Source organism: Christiangramia crocea, assembly GCF_022410465.1.
Taxonomy (GTDB): domain Bacteria; phylum Bacteroidota; class Bacteroidia; order Flavobacteriales; family Flavobacteriaceae; genus Christiangramia; species Christiangramia crocea.
Genome location: NZ_JAJSON010000014.1, coordinates 71257 through 91183 on the forward strand (window position 1 = coordinate 71257; position 19927 = coordinate 91183).

The following is a 19927-nucleotide window of genomic DNA, read 5'->3' on the forward strand; positions in this document are numbered from 1 at the left end:
TTTAGATTTGTGGATTTTTAATATAACAAAAAATCCACCACAAAAATAATAATATTTTAAATTAGAGGGTTTAAATAGGTGTTAAATTGCACATTCCTCAATAATCTGAATTTCCTGAATGAAGAATCTTCGACATCTCAATAAATATTTCTTTAAGTATAAATGGAAGTTGCTGATAGGCCTTATTATCACTATTGCTGCCAGGATATTTGCAATTTATTACATACCGCTTATTGGAAAGAGTACGGTAGTGATAGAAAAGTACATCAATAATGAGATCACAGATATTGAAGTAGTAAAAAGCGAACTGGCATTTAATATCCTGCTTATTGTAGGAACCACTCTGATCTCTGCTTTTTTCACCTTTTTGATGCGGCAGACATTCATCGTGGTTTCCCGGCACATGGAATATGACCTGAAAAATGAAGTTTTTCAGCATTACCAGGAATTATCGCTCAATTTCTATAAAAAGAACCGGACAGGCGATCTTATGAACAGGATAAGCGAGGATGTTTCCAAGGTAAGATTATACCTGGGCCCTGCTATCATGTACAGTGTTACCACTTTCACCTCTACCGTGGTAGTGCTCATATTCATGATACAGGCTGCGCCAATGCTAACGCTTTATACGGTTATCCCCTTGCCTATCCTCGCCTATGCCATCTACAAACTTAGTGTTGCCATACATCAAAGAAGTACCATTGTACAGCAATACTTATCAAAACTAAATACTTTCACCCAGGAGAGTTTCAGCGGGATCGCTGTGATAAAATCATATGGGATTGAACCTCAGACCAACACCAATTTCACCAACCTTTCCAATGGAAGCAGGGATAAGAACATAGACCTGGTAAAGGTTCAGGCGTTCTTTTTCCCTCTAATGGTTCTTCTAATCGGGATCAGTAATATTATCGTGATCTACTTTGGTGGCCGGCAAATCATTTCAGGGCAGATAGAAAATATAGATGTGCTAGTGGAATTCATCCTTTATGTAAACATGCTTACCTGGCCGGTGGCATCGATTGGATGGGTAACCTCACTTGTGCAACAGGCTGAAGCTTCCCAGGAGCGCATCAATGAATTCCTTGGTGAAAAACCAGAGATTACCAATCCAAAAGCTGAACCTGACACTATAAATGGGAGTATAGAGTTCAGGAACGTTAGTTTCACCTATGACGATACAAACATCACGGCCTTAAAGAATGTTTCTTTCAAGGTCCAAAAAGGAGAAACCCTGGCGATCATAGGAAAGACAGGCTCTGGAAAATCTACTATCCTTGAATTAATAGGAAGACTTTATGATATTGATAATGGTGAGATACTCATAGATGATAGAGACATCCACAATCTAAACCTGGAAAGTCTCCGAAAAAGCATTGGATACGTCCCCCAGGATGCTTTTCTGTTCAGCGACACTATTAAGAACAACATTAAATTTGGCAAGACAGAGGCGACTGACGAGGAAATCTTTGAAGCTGCCAAAAACGCCTCGGTGCATAAGAATATTGTAGGCTTTAGTAAAGGTTACGAGACGGTACTTGGCGAAAGGGGGATCACCCTTTCCGGAGGTCAAAAGCAAAGAGTGTCGATAGCCAGGGCCATCATTCATGACCCCGAGATCCTTCTTTTTGACGACTGTCTTTCAGCCGTGGATACTGAAACCGAGGAAGAGATCCTGAACAATCTGTTCAAAATCACCAAAAATAAAACTACGATCATTGTAAGTCACAGAATCTCTTCTGCCAAAAATGCCGACAAAATCATCATTCTGGAAGACGGCCAGATCGTACAGGAAGGCTCCCATCAGCAACTTCTGGATGCAGGCGGTTATTACAAAGAACTCTACGCAAAACAATTAAATGAAAAAGAAATGTGAAAATATTTTGTTAGATGTTAAAATTTTTTAGATTTTTGGACTCGACAATAACAAACCATTAAAGAATCTATTTTATGAGCGACAAGGGAATGATGGAGAAAGAAGAAATATTCTCTAAAGTTTTAAGAGCGGGAAGAAGAACTTATTTTTTTGATGTAAGATCTACCCGGGCTGACGATTACTACCTTACAATCACCGAAAGTAAGAAGTTCACAAATGATGATGGTTCTTTCTATTACAAAAAACACAAGATTTACCTTTACAAGGAAGATTTTGATGGGTTTAGAGAGATCCTTGCAGAAATGACCGACTTTATCATCAACGAAAAAGGTGAAGAGGTAATAAGCGAGCGTCATCAAAAAGATTTTAAAAAGGAATATGAAGATGATGACCAGAATACTGAAAAGTCGGCTTCTACTTCATCCAATCCTGAAAAGTTCACCGATGTAAGTTTTGACGATATTTAATCAAAATCTTATCAGATATTTCAAACCGTCCCAAATCAGGACGGTTTTTTTTATCTTAGACCTTTCAAAATTATAACTATGCGAAATTTAATTATCTTCTTAATTCTTTTTTCAATCACTATAACAAAAGCTCAGCAGGAGGAGGTTAGCCTTGATTATTACCTGCCTGATGATGTAACCTACAATCCGGATATCCCAACACCAGAGGAGATACTTGGCTTTGTGCCGGGTGAATGGCATGTAAGCCATGACAGGCTTTTGATGTACATGAACAGGCTTGCCGAGGTCTCTCCCCGAATTCAAATCGAAAATCGTGGCTTCACGTATGAAGGCAGGCAACTGGTTCTTTTGACGATCTCTTCAGAAGAAAATCTTTCCAATATTGAGGAAATAAGAAAAAATCATATTGCCCTCGTTGAGAAGAATGCCGAATCACTGGATACCGAAGAAATGCCGATTGTTATCAACCAGGGGTTCTCCATTCACGGGAATGAACCAAGCGGTTCTAATGCGGCTCTGCTTTACACCTATTACCTCGCAGCAGCCCAGGGAGAAAAAATTGAAAAGACCCTTGAAAATACCGTGATCCTGCTTGACCCTTCGTTTAATCCTGACGGGTTGCAGAGATTTGCTTACTGGGCGAACACCAATAAAAGCAAGAATATCAACCCCGATCCCCAGGACAGGGAATATAATGAGGTTTGGCCCGGGGGAAGGACCAACCACTACTGGTTTGATATGAATCGTGACTGGCTACCTGTACAGTTACCGGAATCACAAGCCAGGATTGCCACTTTCCATAAATGGTATCCAAATATTCTAACAGACCATCATGAGATGGGATCTAATTCCACATTTTTCTTTCAGCCAGGGATTCCTTCCAGAACTCACCCGCTCACTCCACAGATGAATCAGGATCTAACCAAAGAGATCGGAACCTATCACGCAGCGGCTTTTGATGAGATTGGCTCTTTATATTATACGGAAGAGAATTATGACGATTTTTATTATGGGAAAGGTTCTACCTTCCCGGATATCAATGGAAGTATAGGGATCTTATTTGAACAGGGAAGTTCCAGAGGTCACGCTCAGGAAACTGATAACGGGATTTTAACCTTTCCTTTCACTATCAGGAATCAGTTTACCGCAGCCTTATCAACTTTGGAAGCTGCTCAGAAAATGAGAACAGATCTGTTAAACTATCAGAGGAATTTCTACAAAAACGCAAGGGAATCGGCTCAGAGTGGGGCTTATGCCTTTGGGAATTCAAAAGACCCGGCTAGTGCCTATAAACTGGCAGAAATATTAAAGAGACATCAGATTGAGGTGCATGAACTTGCAAATAATTTTTCAGAGGGAGATGAGAACTTTGAGAAAGGTTCTGCTTACATAGTGCCTAAAAATCAGCGTCAGCATCGTTTAATAAAAGCAATGTTCGAAAGAAGAACTGAGTTTGAAGATAGTCTTTTTTATGATATATCGGCCTGGACTTTCCCTCTTGCTTTCAACCTTGATTATACCGAGGATGCATCCATGCGCAACGCCGGAGAAAAGATTGAAGACATAAAGATGCCATTACCTCAATTGCCTGAAGAAAGCGACTATGCATATCTTCTTGACTGGAATAATTATTTTGCTCCAAAAGCACTCAACCAGATCCTTGAAAAAGGTCTGCGTGCAAAGGTAGCAATGGAAGACTTTAGCTTGGATTCCAAGAATTACGGCTATGGGACTATTATGATACCCGTACAGAATCAAAAACTTGACAAGGCTGAACTACATGAGTTTTTGAGCAAGGTTTCGGAAGAAAGCAGTGTAAAGATAACGGCCATAGGAACCGGGATGACAAAGGGAATCAATCTTGGGAGTAATCAGTTCAGGGCGTTAGAGCCGCAAAAAGTAGCTATTATCATTGGTGGCTCCATCACCCCTTATGACGCGGGTGAGGTTTGGCATCTTTTCGATCAGCGCTACGACATGAAAATCACGAAAATTGATGTGAGGGACCTTGATGATACAGATTTAAATAAGTACACAGATATTATTCTGCCTAATTCCAGAGGCGGTGGACTTGATGAAAAGTATGCCAAAAAACTGAAGGATTGGACAAAATCCGGAGGAACACTTATCGGGTATCGTAATGCGGTAAACTGGCTGAAAAAAAATGATTTTATCGACTTTAAAACCAAAAAGAATGAGATTACCGCAAAAAATATAAGCTTTGAAGAGCAGGGTGATTTTAAAGGGGCACAGCATATTGGAGGTGCTATTTTTGAAGCCAAACTTGATCGAAGCCACCCAATTGCCTTTGGTTATAAAGATGATAAAATTTCGCTTTTCAGAAATACAACCATTTTTATGGAAGCAGATGAGGAGAGCTATAATAACCCCATAAAGTATACTGAAAACCCATTACTTAGCGGTTACATAAGTAAACCTAATCTGGATTCAATAGCAAATACGGTTCCTTTCAAACATAAAGACATGGGGCGTGGTGATGTCATGTTGTTTACAGATAACACCAACTTCAGGGCGTTCTGGTATGGCACCAACAAACTGCTTATGAATGCCATATTCTTTGGAAAAGAGATGTAGAAGCCCTCTATAGTTTAGGGAAATTTTAGCAGTCTTGTATCTTATTTGGATAACTTTGTAAAAGACTGAGCTGATTCAGAAAGTCCGAAAGTCTGTATTTCGGACTTTCTGGGTTAAAGCAAATACTCTTCCATATGCTAAAAACTACGCTTAAGTGAAATTTTCAGGATTTAAAAGCTGGTTACAAAATGAGAGGTTCGTTAGATATTTAAGCACTCTTTCGTTTCTTCTAAGTTTTGTCATAATCCTGGTATCCATCTTCGATCTCGGGTTTAAACATGGCGAATATGAAGAGAGACAACTAAGGGATTTCTATTTTATCGCTCTTTCCGTCGGGTTTATTTCTATTCTTGTCAGGCATTTTATATTCGACCTGAAACACCGGGTCAAAGTAAATATATTCGATTCCGTACTTGGAGTACTGCTTGGTTTGTTGTTATTAATGCGTATCGATATTTTAAGGGAAAACTTCCTGCTACTGGAATACATTAATAAAATGGTATTTGTATACCTGGCAGGTCTCATTTTTTTTATCAGGGAATTCTCCACATTTGAACTCAACTTTAACCGAACTTCCTTAAATCCCGCGCAGTTATTCATCGCCAGTTTCCTATCGCTGATCCTAATTGGAACCGCCCTTCTCATGCTCCCAAAAGCCAGCGTAGACAATATAAGTTTTATTGACGCACTTTTTACGGCTACCAGCTCGGTTTGTGTTACCGGTTTGATAGTTGTGGATACCGGCTCTTACTTTACGGTATTCGGGCAAAGCATAATTCTTGTTTTGATGCAGCTTGGCGGACTGGGAATCATGACCTTCGCCAGTTATTTCAGTTATTTTTTCAGGGGAGAGACCTCCTACGAGAACCAGATCATGCTGAAGGATGTCACCAGTTCTGAAAAAATAGGTGAAGTACTTAGCGTATTGAAAAAGATACTTTTCATCACTGTTATATTTGAATTTATAGGCTTTGTTCTTATTTATTTCAGCCTTAGCAAAAATGAGATTTCAGAAATATCTGACCGGTTATTCTTTTCGGTATTTCATGCCGTAAGTGGATTTTGCAATGCAGGGTTTTCAACTCTGGAACAAAGTCTTTACGACCCGGCCTTCAGGTTTAACTATCCGTTGCATCTGGTCATCGCCATTCTTTTTATCCTGGGAGGAATAGGTTTTCCGATTCTTCTCAATCTTTACCGTTACGTCATCTACCTGTTCAAGAACAAGTTATTAGAAATAACTAAAAAAAGGAAATCGGTCCATTCACCCTGGGTGATCAATCTGAACACCAGAATTGTAATATATACCACTACTGCACTGTTGATCCTGGGAACCACGGTCTTCTACTTTTTTGAATATAACAACACCCTTGCAGAACATAACTGGTTTGGAAAAATTGTAACCTCTTTTTTCGGGGCAGCCACTCCCAGAACTGCCGGCTTTAATACGGTAGATACAGGAGCACTGAACTTCAGTACCATGATGATCATTTTCCTTCTGATGTGGATTGGTGCCTCTCCAGCCTCTACGGGTGGTGGGATTAAGACAAGTACCATAGCGGTGGCTACACTTAATTTTCTGAGCCTGGCAAAAGGAAAGAACAGGATTGAAGTTTACAAAAGAGAGATCTCTGAGTCTACTATAAGAAGAGCCTTTGCGATCATATCACTATCTTTAATGGTAATCGGGATCTCAATATTTCTGATCGCTTCTTTTGACGGCGATAAGACGCTGTTAAGTATTGCCTTTGAGGCATTTTCAGCTTACAGTACGGTGGGGCTGTCTACCGGAATTACCGGAGACCTATCCTTTCCTTCCAAACTGGTGATAATCTTTACCATGTTCATAGGAAGGGTAAGTATGTTAACCATCATGATAGCGATGTTAAGAAGAGTGAGACATCTCAATTATCGTTATCCAAAAGATGAAATCTTAATTAATTAATTGGAGAATGAAATATATAATCATCGGTTTAGGAAAATTTGGATCTTCCCTGGGAGAAAAGCTTACCGAAATGGGAAATGAAGTAATAGGGGTGGATATCAGGATGAGCAAGATTGAGAGTATCAAGGAAAAACTTACACATGCAATCAATCTTGATGCAACCGATCCCGAGGCCGTGGGGAACTTGCCATTACAAGATGCCGATGTGGTAATTATTGCTATTGGGGAAGATACCGGATCCAATATCATGGCGGCAGCCCTGATGAAAAAGAAACATGTGAAAAGGATCATTGGGCGGGTAGTAGACCCGTTGCAGAATACGGTGCTCGAAGCAATGGGAATCAATGAGATAATCCATCCCGAAGAAGAAACAGCCGAACGATGGGCTAAAAGATTAAATCTGGAAGGAGTAATTGACAGTTTTGAACTTGATGGAAATTACAGCATTGTGGAAACCAGGATTCCGAAAGAGTATCACGACAAAACCATACAGGAGCTGGGGATCAAGGATGAGTTCAACATCATTGTTCTTACTACCATGGAGGTCTCTCAGGAAAAGAATGAAATGGGAGTGGACAAAGACCGGACTACGGTACAGGGAATAGCGAGGGCAGATACAAAATTATATAAAGACGATATCATGGTATTGTACGGCAATAACAAGGATATAAAGAAGCTGCTGGACCATCACCGGAAATTCAAAGAAGGTATGTAATTAACCTATTCGCAGACCATCTGGAACATTTTGATCGGGAGACAGAAGAACCACATCTTTATTTTCTCCCATCACGCCAAGCACAAGACACTCACTTTTAAAACCGGCTATTTTCTTAATCGGAAAATTGACGACCGCGATAATTTGCCTTCCGTGTAGTTCTTCGTGAGTATACCGCCTCGTTATCTGAGCTGAAGACATTTTTTCTCCTATCTCACCCCCGAAATCTATTTTTAGTTTATAAGCAGGATTTCTTGCTTCCGGAAATGCCTCGGCAGAAATAATCGTACCTACCCTCATTTCCACTTTTTCGAAATCATTCCAATCGATCTCTTTCATATCTGTAATTTAAGAAGATCAAAATAGAGAATATTCAGCACTAATTCGGGTTTAAATATTTAATTTTATAGAAAAAGATGGCACGCACTGCTTCAAATATGATTGAACTGGGTACAAAGGCACCCAATTTTAAACTGATGGATACCATCACAGATCACCTTTATACCCTCGAAGATGTTCGAGGAGAACGGGGAACTCTGGTAATGTTCATTTGTAACCACTGCCCTTTTGTTAAACATGTGAATGAAGAAATCGTTCGGCTTGCCAACGATTATAGGCCATTGGGATTCGGCTCAGTAGCTATAATGAGCAACGATGTTGAGAGTTATCCTGAAGACCGGCCCGAAATGATGAAAGAAATGGCGGCAAAACATCAGTATTCATTCCCTTATCTTTTTGATGGAACCCAGGAAATTGCAAAGGCTTATGACGCCGCCTGCACACCAGATTTCTTCCTTTTTGACGATGAATCAAGACTTATCTATCGCGGTCAGCTGGATGACAGCAGACCTGGTAATGGTTTGCACTCCAATGGCAGGGACCTTAGGGAAGCCATGGATGCAGTTCTGAACAACCGGAAGGTTTCACCCGTACAAAAACCGAGTATCGGCTGTAATATTAAGTGGAAGAATTAATTTAACCAAAGCTTAAATTCTTTGGCGATTATTTTTAGTAAATTTAAAAACCTATAGACTTAATAGGTTTTATTAACAATTAAAAATCATAGATTATGAGTGAGTTGAAATTAGGAGACAAAGCCCCAAACTTTGATGCCGAAACCTCGGAAGGAAAGATCAATTTTTATGATTATCTGGGAGATAGCTGGGGAATCCTGTTCTCCCACCCTGCCGATTACACCCCCGTGTGTACTACAGAGCTGGGGACAGTGGCCAATTATAAGGATGAATTCGAAAAAAGGAATGTAAAAGTGATGGCACTGAGTGTTGACGGACTGGAATCGCATGAAGGCTGGATCAAGGACATCAATGAAACTCAGAATACTACCGTTAACTTTCCGATTATCGCTGATGAAGACAAAAAGGTATCCAATCTCTACGGAATGATACATCCAAAGGCAGATGACACCCAAACGGTAAGATCGGTCTATGTGATTGGGCCCGATAAGACTATCAAACTGATGATCACCTATCCTGCCAGTACCGGAAGGAATTTTGATGAACTTTTACGCGTTATAGATTCTCTTCAGCTAACGGCCTATAATAAAGTGGCAACCCCCGCAAACTGGAAACATGGGGAAGATGTAGTGATTAGCCCTTCTGTAAGCAATGAGGAAGCCGATAAGATGTTTCCTAAAGGTTACAAGACTGTAAAACCATATCTTAGAATAACACCACAACCTGAATTGAAGAAGTAAGGTTTATTAGAAAAGGGCTGGACTTATTTCCAGCCTTTTTTAATTAAAATATTCTCAATATGTGCATAGTGATGCTGACTATGCCAGGCGTACATTCCCAGAAGCCAAAGTAAACTGATTTCTTTTCCGGTTTCAGGGTGCACAAATTTCTTTTCAAAGTCAGAAGTCCTGAGGCTTTTCAGGAGAAATACCCATTTAGCATGCAAACCGCTGAGAAAATCCAGCGAAAATTCCACGGGAGCAGAAAGACTGTCATCCAGTTTTGCAAACAAATCCTGATCATAAGCTTTGATAGTTGGAGTATCTTCTGTAAGCGCCCATTTGAACCTGAGTATAGCATTCATATGACTGTCGGCAATATGATGCACCAGCTGACGAATGGTCCAGCCGTCTGTACGATATGGAGTATCCAGCTGTTCATTATCCAGAGGCCTGATAAGTCTATTCAGTTTTCCGGGTAATTCTTCGATGGTTTGGATCCAGTTCTCAATGACAGATTGAGAAATATCATCAGGAAATTCATATTTCCCAATGGGATATTTTAAATTTTGAAGTTCTTCTGTAGTCATTCCTAAAAATAAAAAAACGCGCTGAACTTTCAGTGCGTTTTTTCTTTATATATTCCTTCCGTTTCTTTTCTACCGGCACCAGCCCTTGACCGGCCACCATTAGAATTTATCTTACATCTACCAGTTCCACATCGAAGATCAGGACCGCATTTGGAGGAATAACCCCTCCGGCACCTCTTTCTCCGTAGGCCAAATGGGATGGAATTACCATTCTTGCTTTGTCACCAACGCTCAACAATTGAATTCCCTCATCCCAACCCGGAATCACATGACCGACTCCAATAGGAAATTCAAGCGGTTTATTTCTTTTATAAGACGAATCGAAAACAGTTCCATCTGCCAGCTGACCTTTATAATGAACAGAAACACTGTTTCCTTTTGCAGCCTTCTTTCCATCACCTTTCTGAATGATCTTATAACGAAGTCCGCTTTCGGTTTTTTCAAAACCTGCTGCAAGCTTATCCAGTTCTTCTTCCGCTTTTTTCTTTGCTTCAGCCTCTCTTTCAGCCTTTTCAGCATTGAATTCCTCAAAGGCCTTTTCGGCATTAAAACTTTCCGCGGCTGCACCTTCGCGAATGATCTCCAGCTTTTCGATCTTATCTCCCTGCTGGATCTTATCCACTACTTCCTGGCCTTCAACCACATTCCCGAATACTGTATGCTTCCCGTCTAACCATGGAGTTTCCACATGAGTTATGAAAAACTGACTTCCGTTGGTTCCGGGCCCGGCATTAGCCATGGATAATTTTCCCGGAGCATCGTGCCTAAGTTCAGGATGAATTTCATCATCGAAATTATATCCCGGACCACCGGCACCGGTTCCCTGTGGATCACCTCCCTGTATCATAAAATCGGGGATCACACGGTGAAATTTAAGTCCGTCGTAATAAGGTTCTCCCTCTTCTTTAGGTTCATTCTTTATTTTCCCTTCGGCAAGTCCCACAAAGTTTCCAACCGTACCGGGAGTTTTTTCGTATTCCAGCTCCACAAGGATCTCCCCTTTTGAAGTATGGAATTTGGCATATAATCCGTCGTTCATTTTATTGAATTTTGATAAAGTGCAAAGATACCGAGTTTAATTTTTATATACCTGCTCCCCGTTTACAAAAGTCCTGAGAACTTTCGTAGCAGGCACACTGTCTATTTCAACCTCCATTATATCGCGATCAAGGATCACAAAATCAGCAAATTTCCCTGCTTCTATACTTCCCTTTTCGTTTTCTTCAAAATTTGAATAGGCCGCCCAGATGGTCATTCCTTTTAATGTTTCTTCTCTACTAAGTGCCTGCCCTTTCATAAATCCGCCCTCTGGATAATTCTCAGTATCCTGACGGTCTACGGCTGCGTAGAAAGTAAGAAATGGATTTACCTGCTCCACAGGAAAGTCGGTTCCCAATGCTACGATACCAGCCTGGTCGAGCAATTTCTTATAAGCATAAGCGCCTTTTATACGCTCTTCTCCTAACCTGTCCTCCGCCCAGTACATATCACTGGTAGCATGCGTTGGCTGAACCGAAGGAATGATATTCTTACTGAAATAATCAAAATCTGATGAATCTATTACCTGTGAATGTTCTACTCTCCATCTCCGATCTTCCCCGGAACTTAAAAGTGAATCGTAAGTTTTCAGTACAAGGTAATTGGCGGAATCTCCAATGGCATGAGTGTTCATTTGAAATTCAGATTTAGAGATCCTTTCAGCAGTTTCTTTAAATTCTGAAACAGGAGATAATAAGGCTCCAAAATGCCCCGGCCTGTCGGAGTATTCAGCTTTTAAAGCTGCACCTCTTGATCCAAGCGCGCCGTCTCCGTAGAATTTCACTGATCGTACATTCAGCCTATCCGTCTTATATGGCCCTTTATCAAGGTAATAATCAAGGTTCTCTTTGGTATTGCTAACCATTGCATATAACCTGATCTTCAATTCTCCTGAATTGTTGAGGCTATCTATCAATTCTATAACCTCCCTGTCTATCCCGGCATCATCAACGGTAGTAAGGCCGTAACCCAAACAGATATCCTGGGCATCAAGCAATGCTTTGGTGTGAGTTGCTATATCTGTGGCATCCATGGATTCAGTGATTATATCCATAGGATTATCCACCAGAATCCCGGTTAGTTTTCCATTCTTCTGCTCGATATCCCCGCCTTCGAACTTAGTGCTCGTAGTGATGTTCGCACGATCGAGTGCGGCCTGATTTACCAGCATTGCATGACCATCGATTCTTGTGATGGCCACCGGGGTATCGGGAAAGAGTTCATCCAGCGTATCCTTTACCGGGAATTCCTTAACCTCCCAGTCATTCTGATCCCATCCTCTGCCTGTAATATATTCGGTTTTGTTCTTTTGCTGAAACTCCACAATGCGGGCAACCACTTCCTTAAAACTTTTGGTGCCTGTAAGGTCAACCCGTTGCTGTTGCATCCCAAGACCGTGGAAATGAGCATGAGCATCAATTAAACCCGGATAAACCGCATTTCCTTCAGCATCGATTACTTCAGAAAACTCATACTTTTCCTTTAAAGTTTCCGAAGTCCCGATTTCGAGGAATTTACCGTCCTTTACTGCAAATGCCTCTGCTTTTTGAAAAGCATCATTTACGGTATAGATATTAGCATTATAGATCAGAAGATCTGCTTTCTCCCGGGAAGATTCACAGCTAAATAATAAGATAGTGAGACTTAAAAGCCCAAATATTTTCTTCATTTTGATAAAATTTTAGTTAAAAATAAATAAAGCATATCAGAAAGCTATGATCCCATCTAATTATTAAGCGAACAGTATAAGCTTTAAGGGCGGTCTCAATTTAAATTGATATTTTAGAAAATTATGTATCCTTAATAACCCAAAAATGAAATTCAACTTTTTTCTCATCTTCTTTTTTTCATTTTTCGCTCAGAATTCTGTAGCCCAGTATTCCTCTTCTCATGACAGTTTTCCTGTTAGAGAATTCCATGATTCCATTGGATTTGCGAAACATGCCTGGCAGATGGACAGTATAATTTCACGTATAGATGATGCAGATAAAACCCCGGTTAAAGAAGTATACAAAACGGTAATAAGCCCGCATGACGATTATAGCTATGCAGCCGGTCTATACCTCAAAACTCTTTCCGGAATAAAAGCAAATACAGTAGTACTAATTGGTGTGGCTCACCGTGCGAGGAATTATGAATTACAGGATAAGCTGATCTTTGGATCGTATGAGGCCTGGGAGGCCCCTTACGGGAAGGTGGAAATCTCTCCATTAAGGGACAGACTTCTCGAAAAAATTCCTGGTGAGTCCTTCGTGGTTCATAACGATATGATGCAGCTGGAACATTCCCTGGAGGCTATAGTTCCATTTCTTCAGCATCAGAACCAATATATAAAAATACTTCCCTTACTTGTGCCATATATGAGGTTTGAGGATATGCAGAGATTTTCAGATATGCTTGCCAAAACTTTATCTGAAATTATGCAGGAAGAAGGCCTTAACTATGGGAAAGAACTTGCCTTAGTGATCTCCAACGATGCCATTCATTATGGAAGCGAGGACTGGGGAGGAAGTAATCTTGCTCCCTTTGGTACAGATAAAAAAGGTAATAAAAAAGCTCATCAGAAAGATCGAAGAATAATTGATGAGACCCTGAAGGATCAGCTTTCAGAAGAGAAAATAGACGCTTTCAATAAATATACTGTCCAGGAAGATGACTATAAAGAATATAAATGGACCTGGTGCGGAAGATACTCCGTACCCTTCGGACTGCTTTTCGCCAATAAGCTAAACAGGCTTATCAATAATGAAGATCTGCAAGGGAAAATGGTCGATTACCGTTCCAGCCTCAGAAATGAACATATTCCTGTAAAAGACCTTGGAATGGGTACTACGGCACCCTCGAAACCCACACACTGGGTGGCCTATTTAGGAATGGCATATCAATAAATTACCTCAAAAGAAAAAATTAATATTCGTCTGCATTAACTCTTTCCTTCTTTTTTCATGCAAGAAAGAAGAAAATAAAAGAAGTTTAGATCTGCTTATCACAAATGCAGGATCGTTGTAGAAAAGGATCATATCCAATGAAAACATTTATGGAAGTCTTGAAGAGGGAAAAGTAGCCGATATAATCATATTAAAAATAGAATCCGATGAAAGACAAAAAAAATACCCGAAGCATAAAGTTTGTCATCATAAATAACAAGATTCATACTCCGGGTGATCTTTTGAAGATTTAAAAGATTAGAATCTTAAAAATCAAATTTATAGGTTGCCCCTGCCAGTACCTGGACTCCCTGGACGTCATAATCCAGCCACTTCTGGTAATTATTATCAAGAAGGTTACTTCCCTTCACAAATGCTGAAAGCTGTTCGTTAAAGCGATAGCCCAGATGGGCATTTGCATCAAAATAACTATCCAGTGTCACTATAGGATCATTAAAAACGAGGCTTATAGAGCGCGTCTCATCCTTTCGTTCTCCCACAAGGAATAAATTAGCCCCGGTATACCATTTTTCCGTGATCTGATAATCAGCATTAAGACTCGCCTTGTAATTTGGAAGATTCCATGCTTCGGCCTGAGCATCGGTATTATAATCGAAGAACTCGGCATTTATTCCCAGTCTGAAATCGCGATTCACATCAACATTAAGTTCCCCGTAAAAAGAAAGCGTCTTCACATCGTCATAAACCACTTCAAAACTGTTCCCATAGGTATAAGATTCTCCTTCCAGGGTTGAAGCATCATAATTCTTTTTGAACAAGGGTTTATTGAATTGGGACTGATAGCTTCCGCGTAGATTATAAGAAACCGCATTGCTGAATTTTCCTTTTCCACCAATATACCCCTTATATTCATTATCGGTTGGATTAATTGTAAGCGTAGGTGACACATACGGATTCTCCTGGTAGAAATTATAGTATGTGTTTTGCTGAAGATCTCCATCAACCCCCGCATATGCAGTGAAGTAATCGCCCGCAAGTCTGTAACTGGCTGAAACCGCAGGATAAATATAGAAACTGCCATCACTGGTCTCAGCATCTATCCCATATACGAAATTCACTCCCAGATCAATGCTAAGATCATCCCTAAGGATCAACAGACTGGGCGTCACATTGAAATTCATAAAAGTGTAATCATAGCCCATTGCGGAATCATATTCCCGATCAAACTTTCCATTCACAATATCGGCTCCGATTTTGGTGGAGATAAGCTCTTCAGCGATCTCGATCTCTATAAGCCCCTCGGCATTGAAATGGTTCTCTGCAGTGCTATAGGAGTCCCCCGAATGACGGAATTTCGCTTTGGCGCTGTCAAAGAAAGAATCGTACAGTTCTATTTCACTCCCCACATAAACCGAGTAATAATTCTGCGCCGGATCAAGAGCTGCAAGCTCTGAATCGGTAGAAACATTATATTCAGGCAGGCCGTACCAGTTGAATAGCTGGTGCTCCCCCCCTACTTCAGCCATCCATCCAAGATCACGATTCCGGGTATTATAGCTCAGGTTCAGTTCTGTATCATAAAATTTATCATCCAGTCTTACACCTTCTATCCCGCCCTGTGAGGAATTATGATTAAGATAGACTCCAAAATTACTGCTTCGGTCTATTTCAAGATTCGAATAGAATTCCGCCAGAACATTGGAATAATTTCCAAATCCAAGAGTGGCATAATTATCATAAACCTTAGGTGGTCTTTCGCGTTCTACGGTTGTGGCCCTTCCCTTGGCAGGAGTGAATGTGGAAGCCACCGGTACCGAAAAAATAGAGTATTGCACTTCCTTTTTCTGAAGGCTTACGGAATCATTCCTTGAAGGAGTTTCCCTTATCTTGTTCGCGTCGCTTACCGAGGGTGTATAAGGTTTAACAACGGTTACTGTTTCGCTCCCTATAGGATCCTGGGCGTATAGGATCCCGCTAAATATGAACAGACTAAAGAACAGATTTTTCTTGATTGCTTTAAATCGCATATAGCAGTGAATCTATTAGGTTAAGTTAAGTTTAGTTATTTGTTTCTACGGAAGAATTGGTTTTGGCTTCCCGGGCTTTTATTTTGGCTAATTCGGCTTTTGCTTCGGCGACCACTTCCGGATATTTCTGGAAATTCTTGGTCACATTCTCAAGAATATAGGTTGCCTGGTAAGCATCATCCAGGGCATAAAAATTCTTTGCCATCAGCACCAGACCTTTTGCTCCCCAAAGCTTGTATCCTGCAAAATCCTTGGCGAGGATCTGTACTGCAGCATTCGAGGCTTCATAATTGCCATCTTTATGTTTAAAGTAAGCATCGTAATAAAGGGCTTCTGCACCAAGCTCGCCGGTAGCTGTCTTCTGAACTTCTTTATATGCCGAACGTGCCTTACTGTCGTTCCCGGCTTTAATGGCCGCTCTGGCCACCATGACCCTTGCATCATTTCTTGCTTCGGTTTCCGCACTTGAATTGTTCAGCACTTTTTCAGCATATTCGTTCGCCTTATTGAAATTACCGGTTTCATAATAAGATTTCATAAGGTTTTGCTGAGCGAATACTACATTCTGCTCATTATCGGCCTGCTTCTCCAGTTTTTCAAGTAGTGGAAGCGCCTGGGCATAATCTTTTTTCTCCAGATAGATCTGTGATAATCTTGCCAGGGCCTGTTCTGAAAATTCATTTTTCGGCTTGGAAGTCACATAACGATAATTCGGAATGGATTTATCAACCTGTCCGTTTCGGTAATACAACTGAGCAAGGTAAAAATTGGCATTTATGGAGTGTATTCCATTCGGAAAATTCTGAATATATTTTTCAAAATTCGCGATTGCCTTTTCAGTATTGTTATTCAGATACTGATTTTCTGCAGCTTCATAAGTAGTATTATCAAGATCGGCATCACTTACCTCAACAAAATCTATATTCCTTACCCAGCTGGCATACTCATCGGTACGCCCCAGGTCTACGTACACATTCCTGGCGGTAGAAACTGCCTGTTTAGCTTCGGGTGTGTTTGGATATTCTGCCACTACTTTTCTTAATCTTTCCAGGGCCTTGTTTCCTTCATTATTGTTGTAGTAAATAAGTCCCTGTCTTAACATGGCTTTAGGCACAAGCGCACTTTGAGGCACATCCCTTATCATACGGTTATAAGACTGGATGGCCTGTGAAGTATTATTGGAAGCCACATAAGTGTTCCCAAGTTCATACATTGCATCATCCCGGTAAGAAGAACGTGGATATTTATTGATAAAACTGTTCAGTTCCTGAATCTTGGTATCATTTCGCTGTACAAAACCATAACTTATAGCCTTCTGGAATGCAGCATAATCGGCATTGCTAACTCCATTATTAATAGCATTCTGATAAGCTTCCATAGCCGGCCAGTACTGGCTGGTCACATAATAAGTATCTCCAAGCCTAAGTAAAGCATCGTTCTTTTTGGCACCTTCAGCACTTGAACTTGCCACATAATTTTTGAAATAATTTACAGCCTGTGAGTAGTCGTTCTTCTTGAAATAAGCATACCCGATATTGTAATCAAGGTCTTCATATTCATCTGTGTTCCTCGCAGCACTCATCCCCTTGAATTCCCGGTAACCAAGAAGGGCATCGTCCATACGGTTCACGTTGTATTCACTTTCAGCCTTCCAGAAAGTTGCTCTGGCGGTGATATTCTGATCCCTTGGCTCTTTTAATGCTTTATCGAAATTCTCAATCGCTCCGTAATAATCGCCTTCTTCAAAAAGTTCCAGTCCGTAGAAATAGGCAACTTTCTGATAGGCCTGCTTATCGCTAAAGTTCCTGTTGTTCTCAAGCAACCTCATTGCCTCTTCGTAATTTTTAGAAGTAATAAAGGAGTCGATCAGCAATGTTTCCATTTCCTGACGATTTTCAGAATCGGGATATTTATTCAAATAATTAATTAAGACCTGTGAAGGACTTTCATAAGAATTCCCGATCTCGTAGCTGAGTTTTGCATAATTCAGCATTGCATCCTGCTGGATCTTCGCGTCGAATTCCATCTCACTGGCATTCTTGAATGCATTGAGAGCCTGTTGCTTCTGTCCGGATTCAAGATAAGACTGAGCTAAATGATAATAGGCATTCTGGGCGATCGCATTCTTACCATCCACGATCTTGTTGAACTCATTGATCGCGGCCTCATAATTACCTTGCTTGTAATAGGCATATCCCAGCTGGTAATAATCAGTATTATTCCATTTACCACGCATTCCTTTATATTCCTTTAAGTAAGGAATGGCCTTTTCATATTCTCCAAGATTGAAGTAGCTTTCTCCAATAATCTTATTAAGTTCTGAAAGTTCCTGTCTGTTGGACTTTGGTAACTGCTCCAGCCCCTGTTCTATGGCTTTTTCAAAATTTCCGAGCTTAAAGTTCATATCGGCCTGGAAATAGGAAAGATCTTCAGTATAACGCTCATTCCCTTTTACTTCCTCAAAATATTCGTTCGCTTCTTCATAATCATCCCCTTCATAAGCGATATAACCAAGATAATATTTGGCCTGGGCCCCATATTGCTTTGAATCCCTTACCCTGTTAAGATAGGTCTGAGCCTCTTCAAACTGATTGGCCCTGAAATAAGCATAACCGTTATTGAAATAGAACCGTTCGCGATCCTTGCGGCTCATAGCATTCTCGTCCACACGATCATACCACCTTCTGGCCAGGGCATATTTCCCGGTCTGGAAGTAATAATCGGCCACATCGAGATAGGCGGAATTGGTTTTGGTACTGGTAGGATAACGGGTAACGAATTGCTCCATGAGTCTGTCAGCTCCCGGCTGGTTGAGACGTACCGCGGCATTAGCTATATAATAGGCGGCATCGCCCTTGATCTTCTCATCATCGGTCTGGTCCATCACCTCATCAAAAAGGTTCTGGGCTGCCAGATACTGTTCATTATTGTATAATTCCAGTGCACGATTAAAATCGGCCAGATCATGAGTATAGACGGCAGACTGCTGACAAATCGCGGAAAATGAGAAAGATATAAAAACGACTAGCAGATAAGCTTTTTTAAGTGTCATTTATTGCGTTTTAGATTGGAATTCAAAGATAATTTAAAGCTTGCTTCTATAACGCTCATTAAGTTCTATAATTATGTTAATACAAAAAAAAGTATGTAGTCACCTTTTGAAAAATGTATATTTGGGAATAATTTTACAACCCGAATCAACGTTAGCAATTCATGTCTGAAACTGTTCTGGAACTAAAAAACGCAGCGATCTATCAGCGCGAAGCCCTTATTTTATCTGAAGTAGATGTGAAAGTAAACAAAGGAGATTTTGTTTACCTCATCGGCAAGACCGGAACGGGAAAAAGTAGTTTTATGAAGACCCTTTATGGCGACCTTCCGCTTACTGAAGGCGAAGGCCATATAGTGGATTTTAACCTCAGGACTTTAAAGGAAAAAGATATTCCCTTTCTACGCCGAAAATTAGGAGTGGTATTCCAGGATTTTAAATTACTGACCGACAGAAATGTAAAGGACAATCTTCTTTTTGTTCTAAAAGCGACAGGCTGGAAGGATAAAACAGCCATGGATCATAAGATCGATGAAGTATTGAATAAGGTAGGAATGAAGACCAAAGGTTTTAAATACCCTTATCAGCTTTCAGGAGGTGAACAGCAGCGTGTTGCAATAGCACGAGCCCTTCTTAACGACCCTGAACTTATCCTTGCCGATGAACCTACCGGAAACCTTGACCCGCAAACTTCAGTAGAGGTAATGGAAGTTCTGCAGGAAATAAGCAGGAATGGCAATACCATCCTGATGGCCACACACGATTATGCCCTTCTATTAAAATATCCGTCCAAAACCCTGAAGTGTGACGGGCAACGGGTTTTTGAGGTGGTTCAGAAATCGGTATAGATCTTCGTCACCCTGTCCCGATAGCTATCGGGATTGTTTCAGGATCTCTGCTAAAGGCTGGAAACCGGATAAGACTGCGTCGCTAGGCTCGCAGTGACCGTTCTATAATGAGACTGCTTCTCCCGACTCCATCGGGATTGCAGAAACCTTCAAAACAAACGTCTTTGCGAGGAGTGAAACGACGAAGCAAACTCAT

The 19927-nt window shown here is 40.7% G+C and carries 15 protein-coding genes; 9 read left to right on the forward strand and 6 right to left on the reverse strand.

Going from position 1 to position 19927, the window contains the following annotated elements; all coding sequences use genetic code 11:
- Positions 1-118 precede the first annotated feature (118 nt).
- The 5 genes from LU635_RS05385 (at position 119) to LU635_RS05405 (ending at position 7598) form a co-directional block, all read left to right on the forward strand.
- Positions 119-1876, forward strand: a complete 1758-nt coding sequence (locus LU635_RS05385) for an ABC transporter ATP-binding protein (RefSeq protein WP_240096990.1) — start codon at positions 119-121, stop codon at positions 1874-1876.
- A 74-nt stretch (positions 1877-1950) separates the two neighbouring features.
- Positions 1951-2343: a PUR family DNA/RNA-binding protein gene (locus tag LU635_RS05390; protein ID WP_240096992.1), complete on the forward strand. Its 393-nt coding sequence runs from the start codon at positions 1951-1953 to the stop codon at positions 2341-2343.
- A gap of 78 nt (positions 2344-2421) precedes the next feature.
- Positions 2422-4938 (forward strand): M14 family metallopeptidase, encoded by a 2517-nt coding sequence (locus tag LU635_RS05395; RefSeq protein ID WP_240096994.1) that lies wholly within the window; start codon positions 2422-2424, stop codon positions 4936-4938.
- A 154-nt stretch (positions 4939-5092) separates the two neighbouring features.
- A complete protein-coding gene (locus LU635_RS05400) occupies positions 5093-6883 on the forward strand; it encodes a TrkH family potassium uptake protein (RefSeq protein ID WP_240096996.1) in 1791 nt (596 codons plus the stop codon).
- Between the two features lie 7 nt (positions 6884-6890).
- Complete coding sequence (locus LU635_RS05405) at positions 6891-7598, forward strand: potassium channel family protein (protein WP_240096998.1); 708 nt, start codon at positions 6891-6893, stop codon at positions 7596-7598.
- Here LU635_RS05405 and LU635_RS05410 read toward each other — a convergent pair whose 3' ends face one another.
- The gene (locus LU635_RS05410) at positions 7599-7937 is read right to left on the reverse strand and encodes a tRNA-binding protein (protein ID WP_240097000.1); all 339 of its coding nucleotides are present in this window, start codon (positions 7935-7937) and stop codon (positions 7599-7601) included.
- A gap of 77 nt (positions 7938-8014) precedes the next feature.
- On the opposite strand from LU635_RS05410, the gene LU635_RS05415 reads away from it, so the two are divergent.
- Positions 8015-8572 carry a thioredoxin family protein gene (locus tag LU635_RS05415; protein WP_240097002.1) on the forward strand — a complete coding sequence of 186 codons (558 nt, stop codon included), beginning with the start codon at positions 8015-8017 and terminating at the stop codon, positions 8570-8572.
- 95 nt (positions 8573-8667) lie between these two features.
- A complete protein-coding gene (locus LU635_RS05420) occupies positions 8668-9312 on the forward strand; it encodes a peroxiredoxin (RefSeq protein ID WP_240097004.1) in 645 nt (214 codons plus the stop codon).
- Positions 9313-9335: 23 nt separating this feature from the next.
- Here the strand turns inward: LU635_RS05420 and LU635_RS05425 are convergent, their stop codons facing one another.
- The 3 genes from LU635_RS05425 to LU635_RS05435 all read right to left on the reverse strand — a co-directional run bounded on the left by LU635_RS05425 (position 9336) and on the right by LU635_RS05435 (position 12588).
- Positions 9336-9881 (reverse strand): YfiT family bacillithiol transferase, encoded by a 546-nt coding sequence (locus LU635_RS05425; protein WP_240097006.1) that lies wholly within the window; start codon positions 9879-9881, stop codon positions 9336-9338.
- A gap of 106 nt (positions 9882-9987) precedes the next feature.
- Positions 9988-10920 (reverse strand): peptidylprolyl isomerase, encoded by a 933-nt coding sequence (locus tag LU635_RS05430; RefSeq protein WP_240097008.1) that lies wholly within the window; start codon positions 10918-10920, stop codon positions 9988-9990.
- A gap of 36 nt (positions 10921-10956) precedes the next feature.
- A complete protein-coding gene (locus LU635_RS05435) occupies positions 10957-12588 on the reverse strand; it encodes an amidohydrolase (protein WP_240097010.1) in 1632 nt (543 codons plus the stop codon).
- A gap of 145 nt (positions 12589-12733) precedes the next feature.
- Here LU635_RS05435 and amrB point away from each other — a divergent pair, with 145 nt between their 5' ends.
- Positions 12734-13807 (forward strand): AmmeMemoRadiSam system protein B, encoded by a 1074-nt coding sequence (gene amrB, locus LU635_RS05440; RefSeq protein WP_240097012.1) that lies wholly within the window; start codon positions 12734-12736, stop codon positions 13805-13807.
- A gap of 305 nt (positions 13808-14112) precedes the next feature.
- On the opposite strand, the gene LU635_RS05445 is transcribed toward amrB, so the two are convergent.
- Together LU635_RS05445 and LU635_RS05450 are read right to left on the reverse strand one after the other, a co-directional pair.
- Positions 14113-15834: a TonB-dependent receptor gene (locus LU635_RS05445; RefSeq protein ID WP_240097014.1), complete on the reverse strand. Its 1722-nt coding sequence runs from the start codon at positions 15832-15834 to the stop codon at positions 14113-14115.
- Between the two features lie 31 nt (positions 15835-15865).
- The gene (locus LU635_RS05450; RefSeq protein WP_240097016.1) at positions 15866-18886 is read right to left on the reverse strand and encodes a tetratricopeptide repeat protein; all 3021 of its coding nucleotides are present in this window, start codon (positions 18884-18886) and stop codon (positions 15866-15868) included.
- 161 nt (positions 18887-19047) lie between these two features.
- On the opposite strand from LU635_RS05450, the gene LU635_RS05455 reads away from it, so the two are divergent.
- Positions 19048-19731, forward strand: a complete 684-nt coding sequence (locus LU635_RS05455) for a cell division ATP-binding protein FtsE (protein WP_240097018.1) — start codon at positions 19048-19050, stop codon at positions 19729-19731.
- Positions 19732-19927 lie beyond the last annotated feature (196 nt).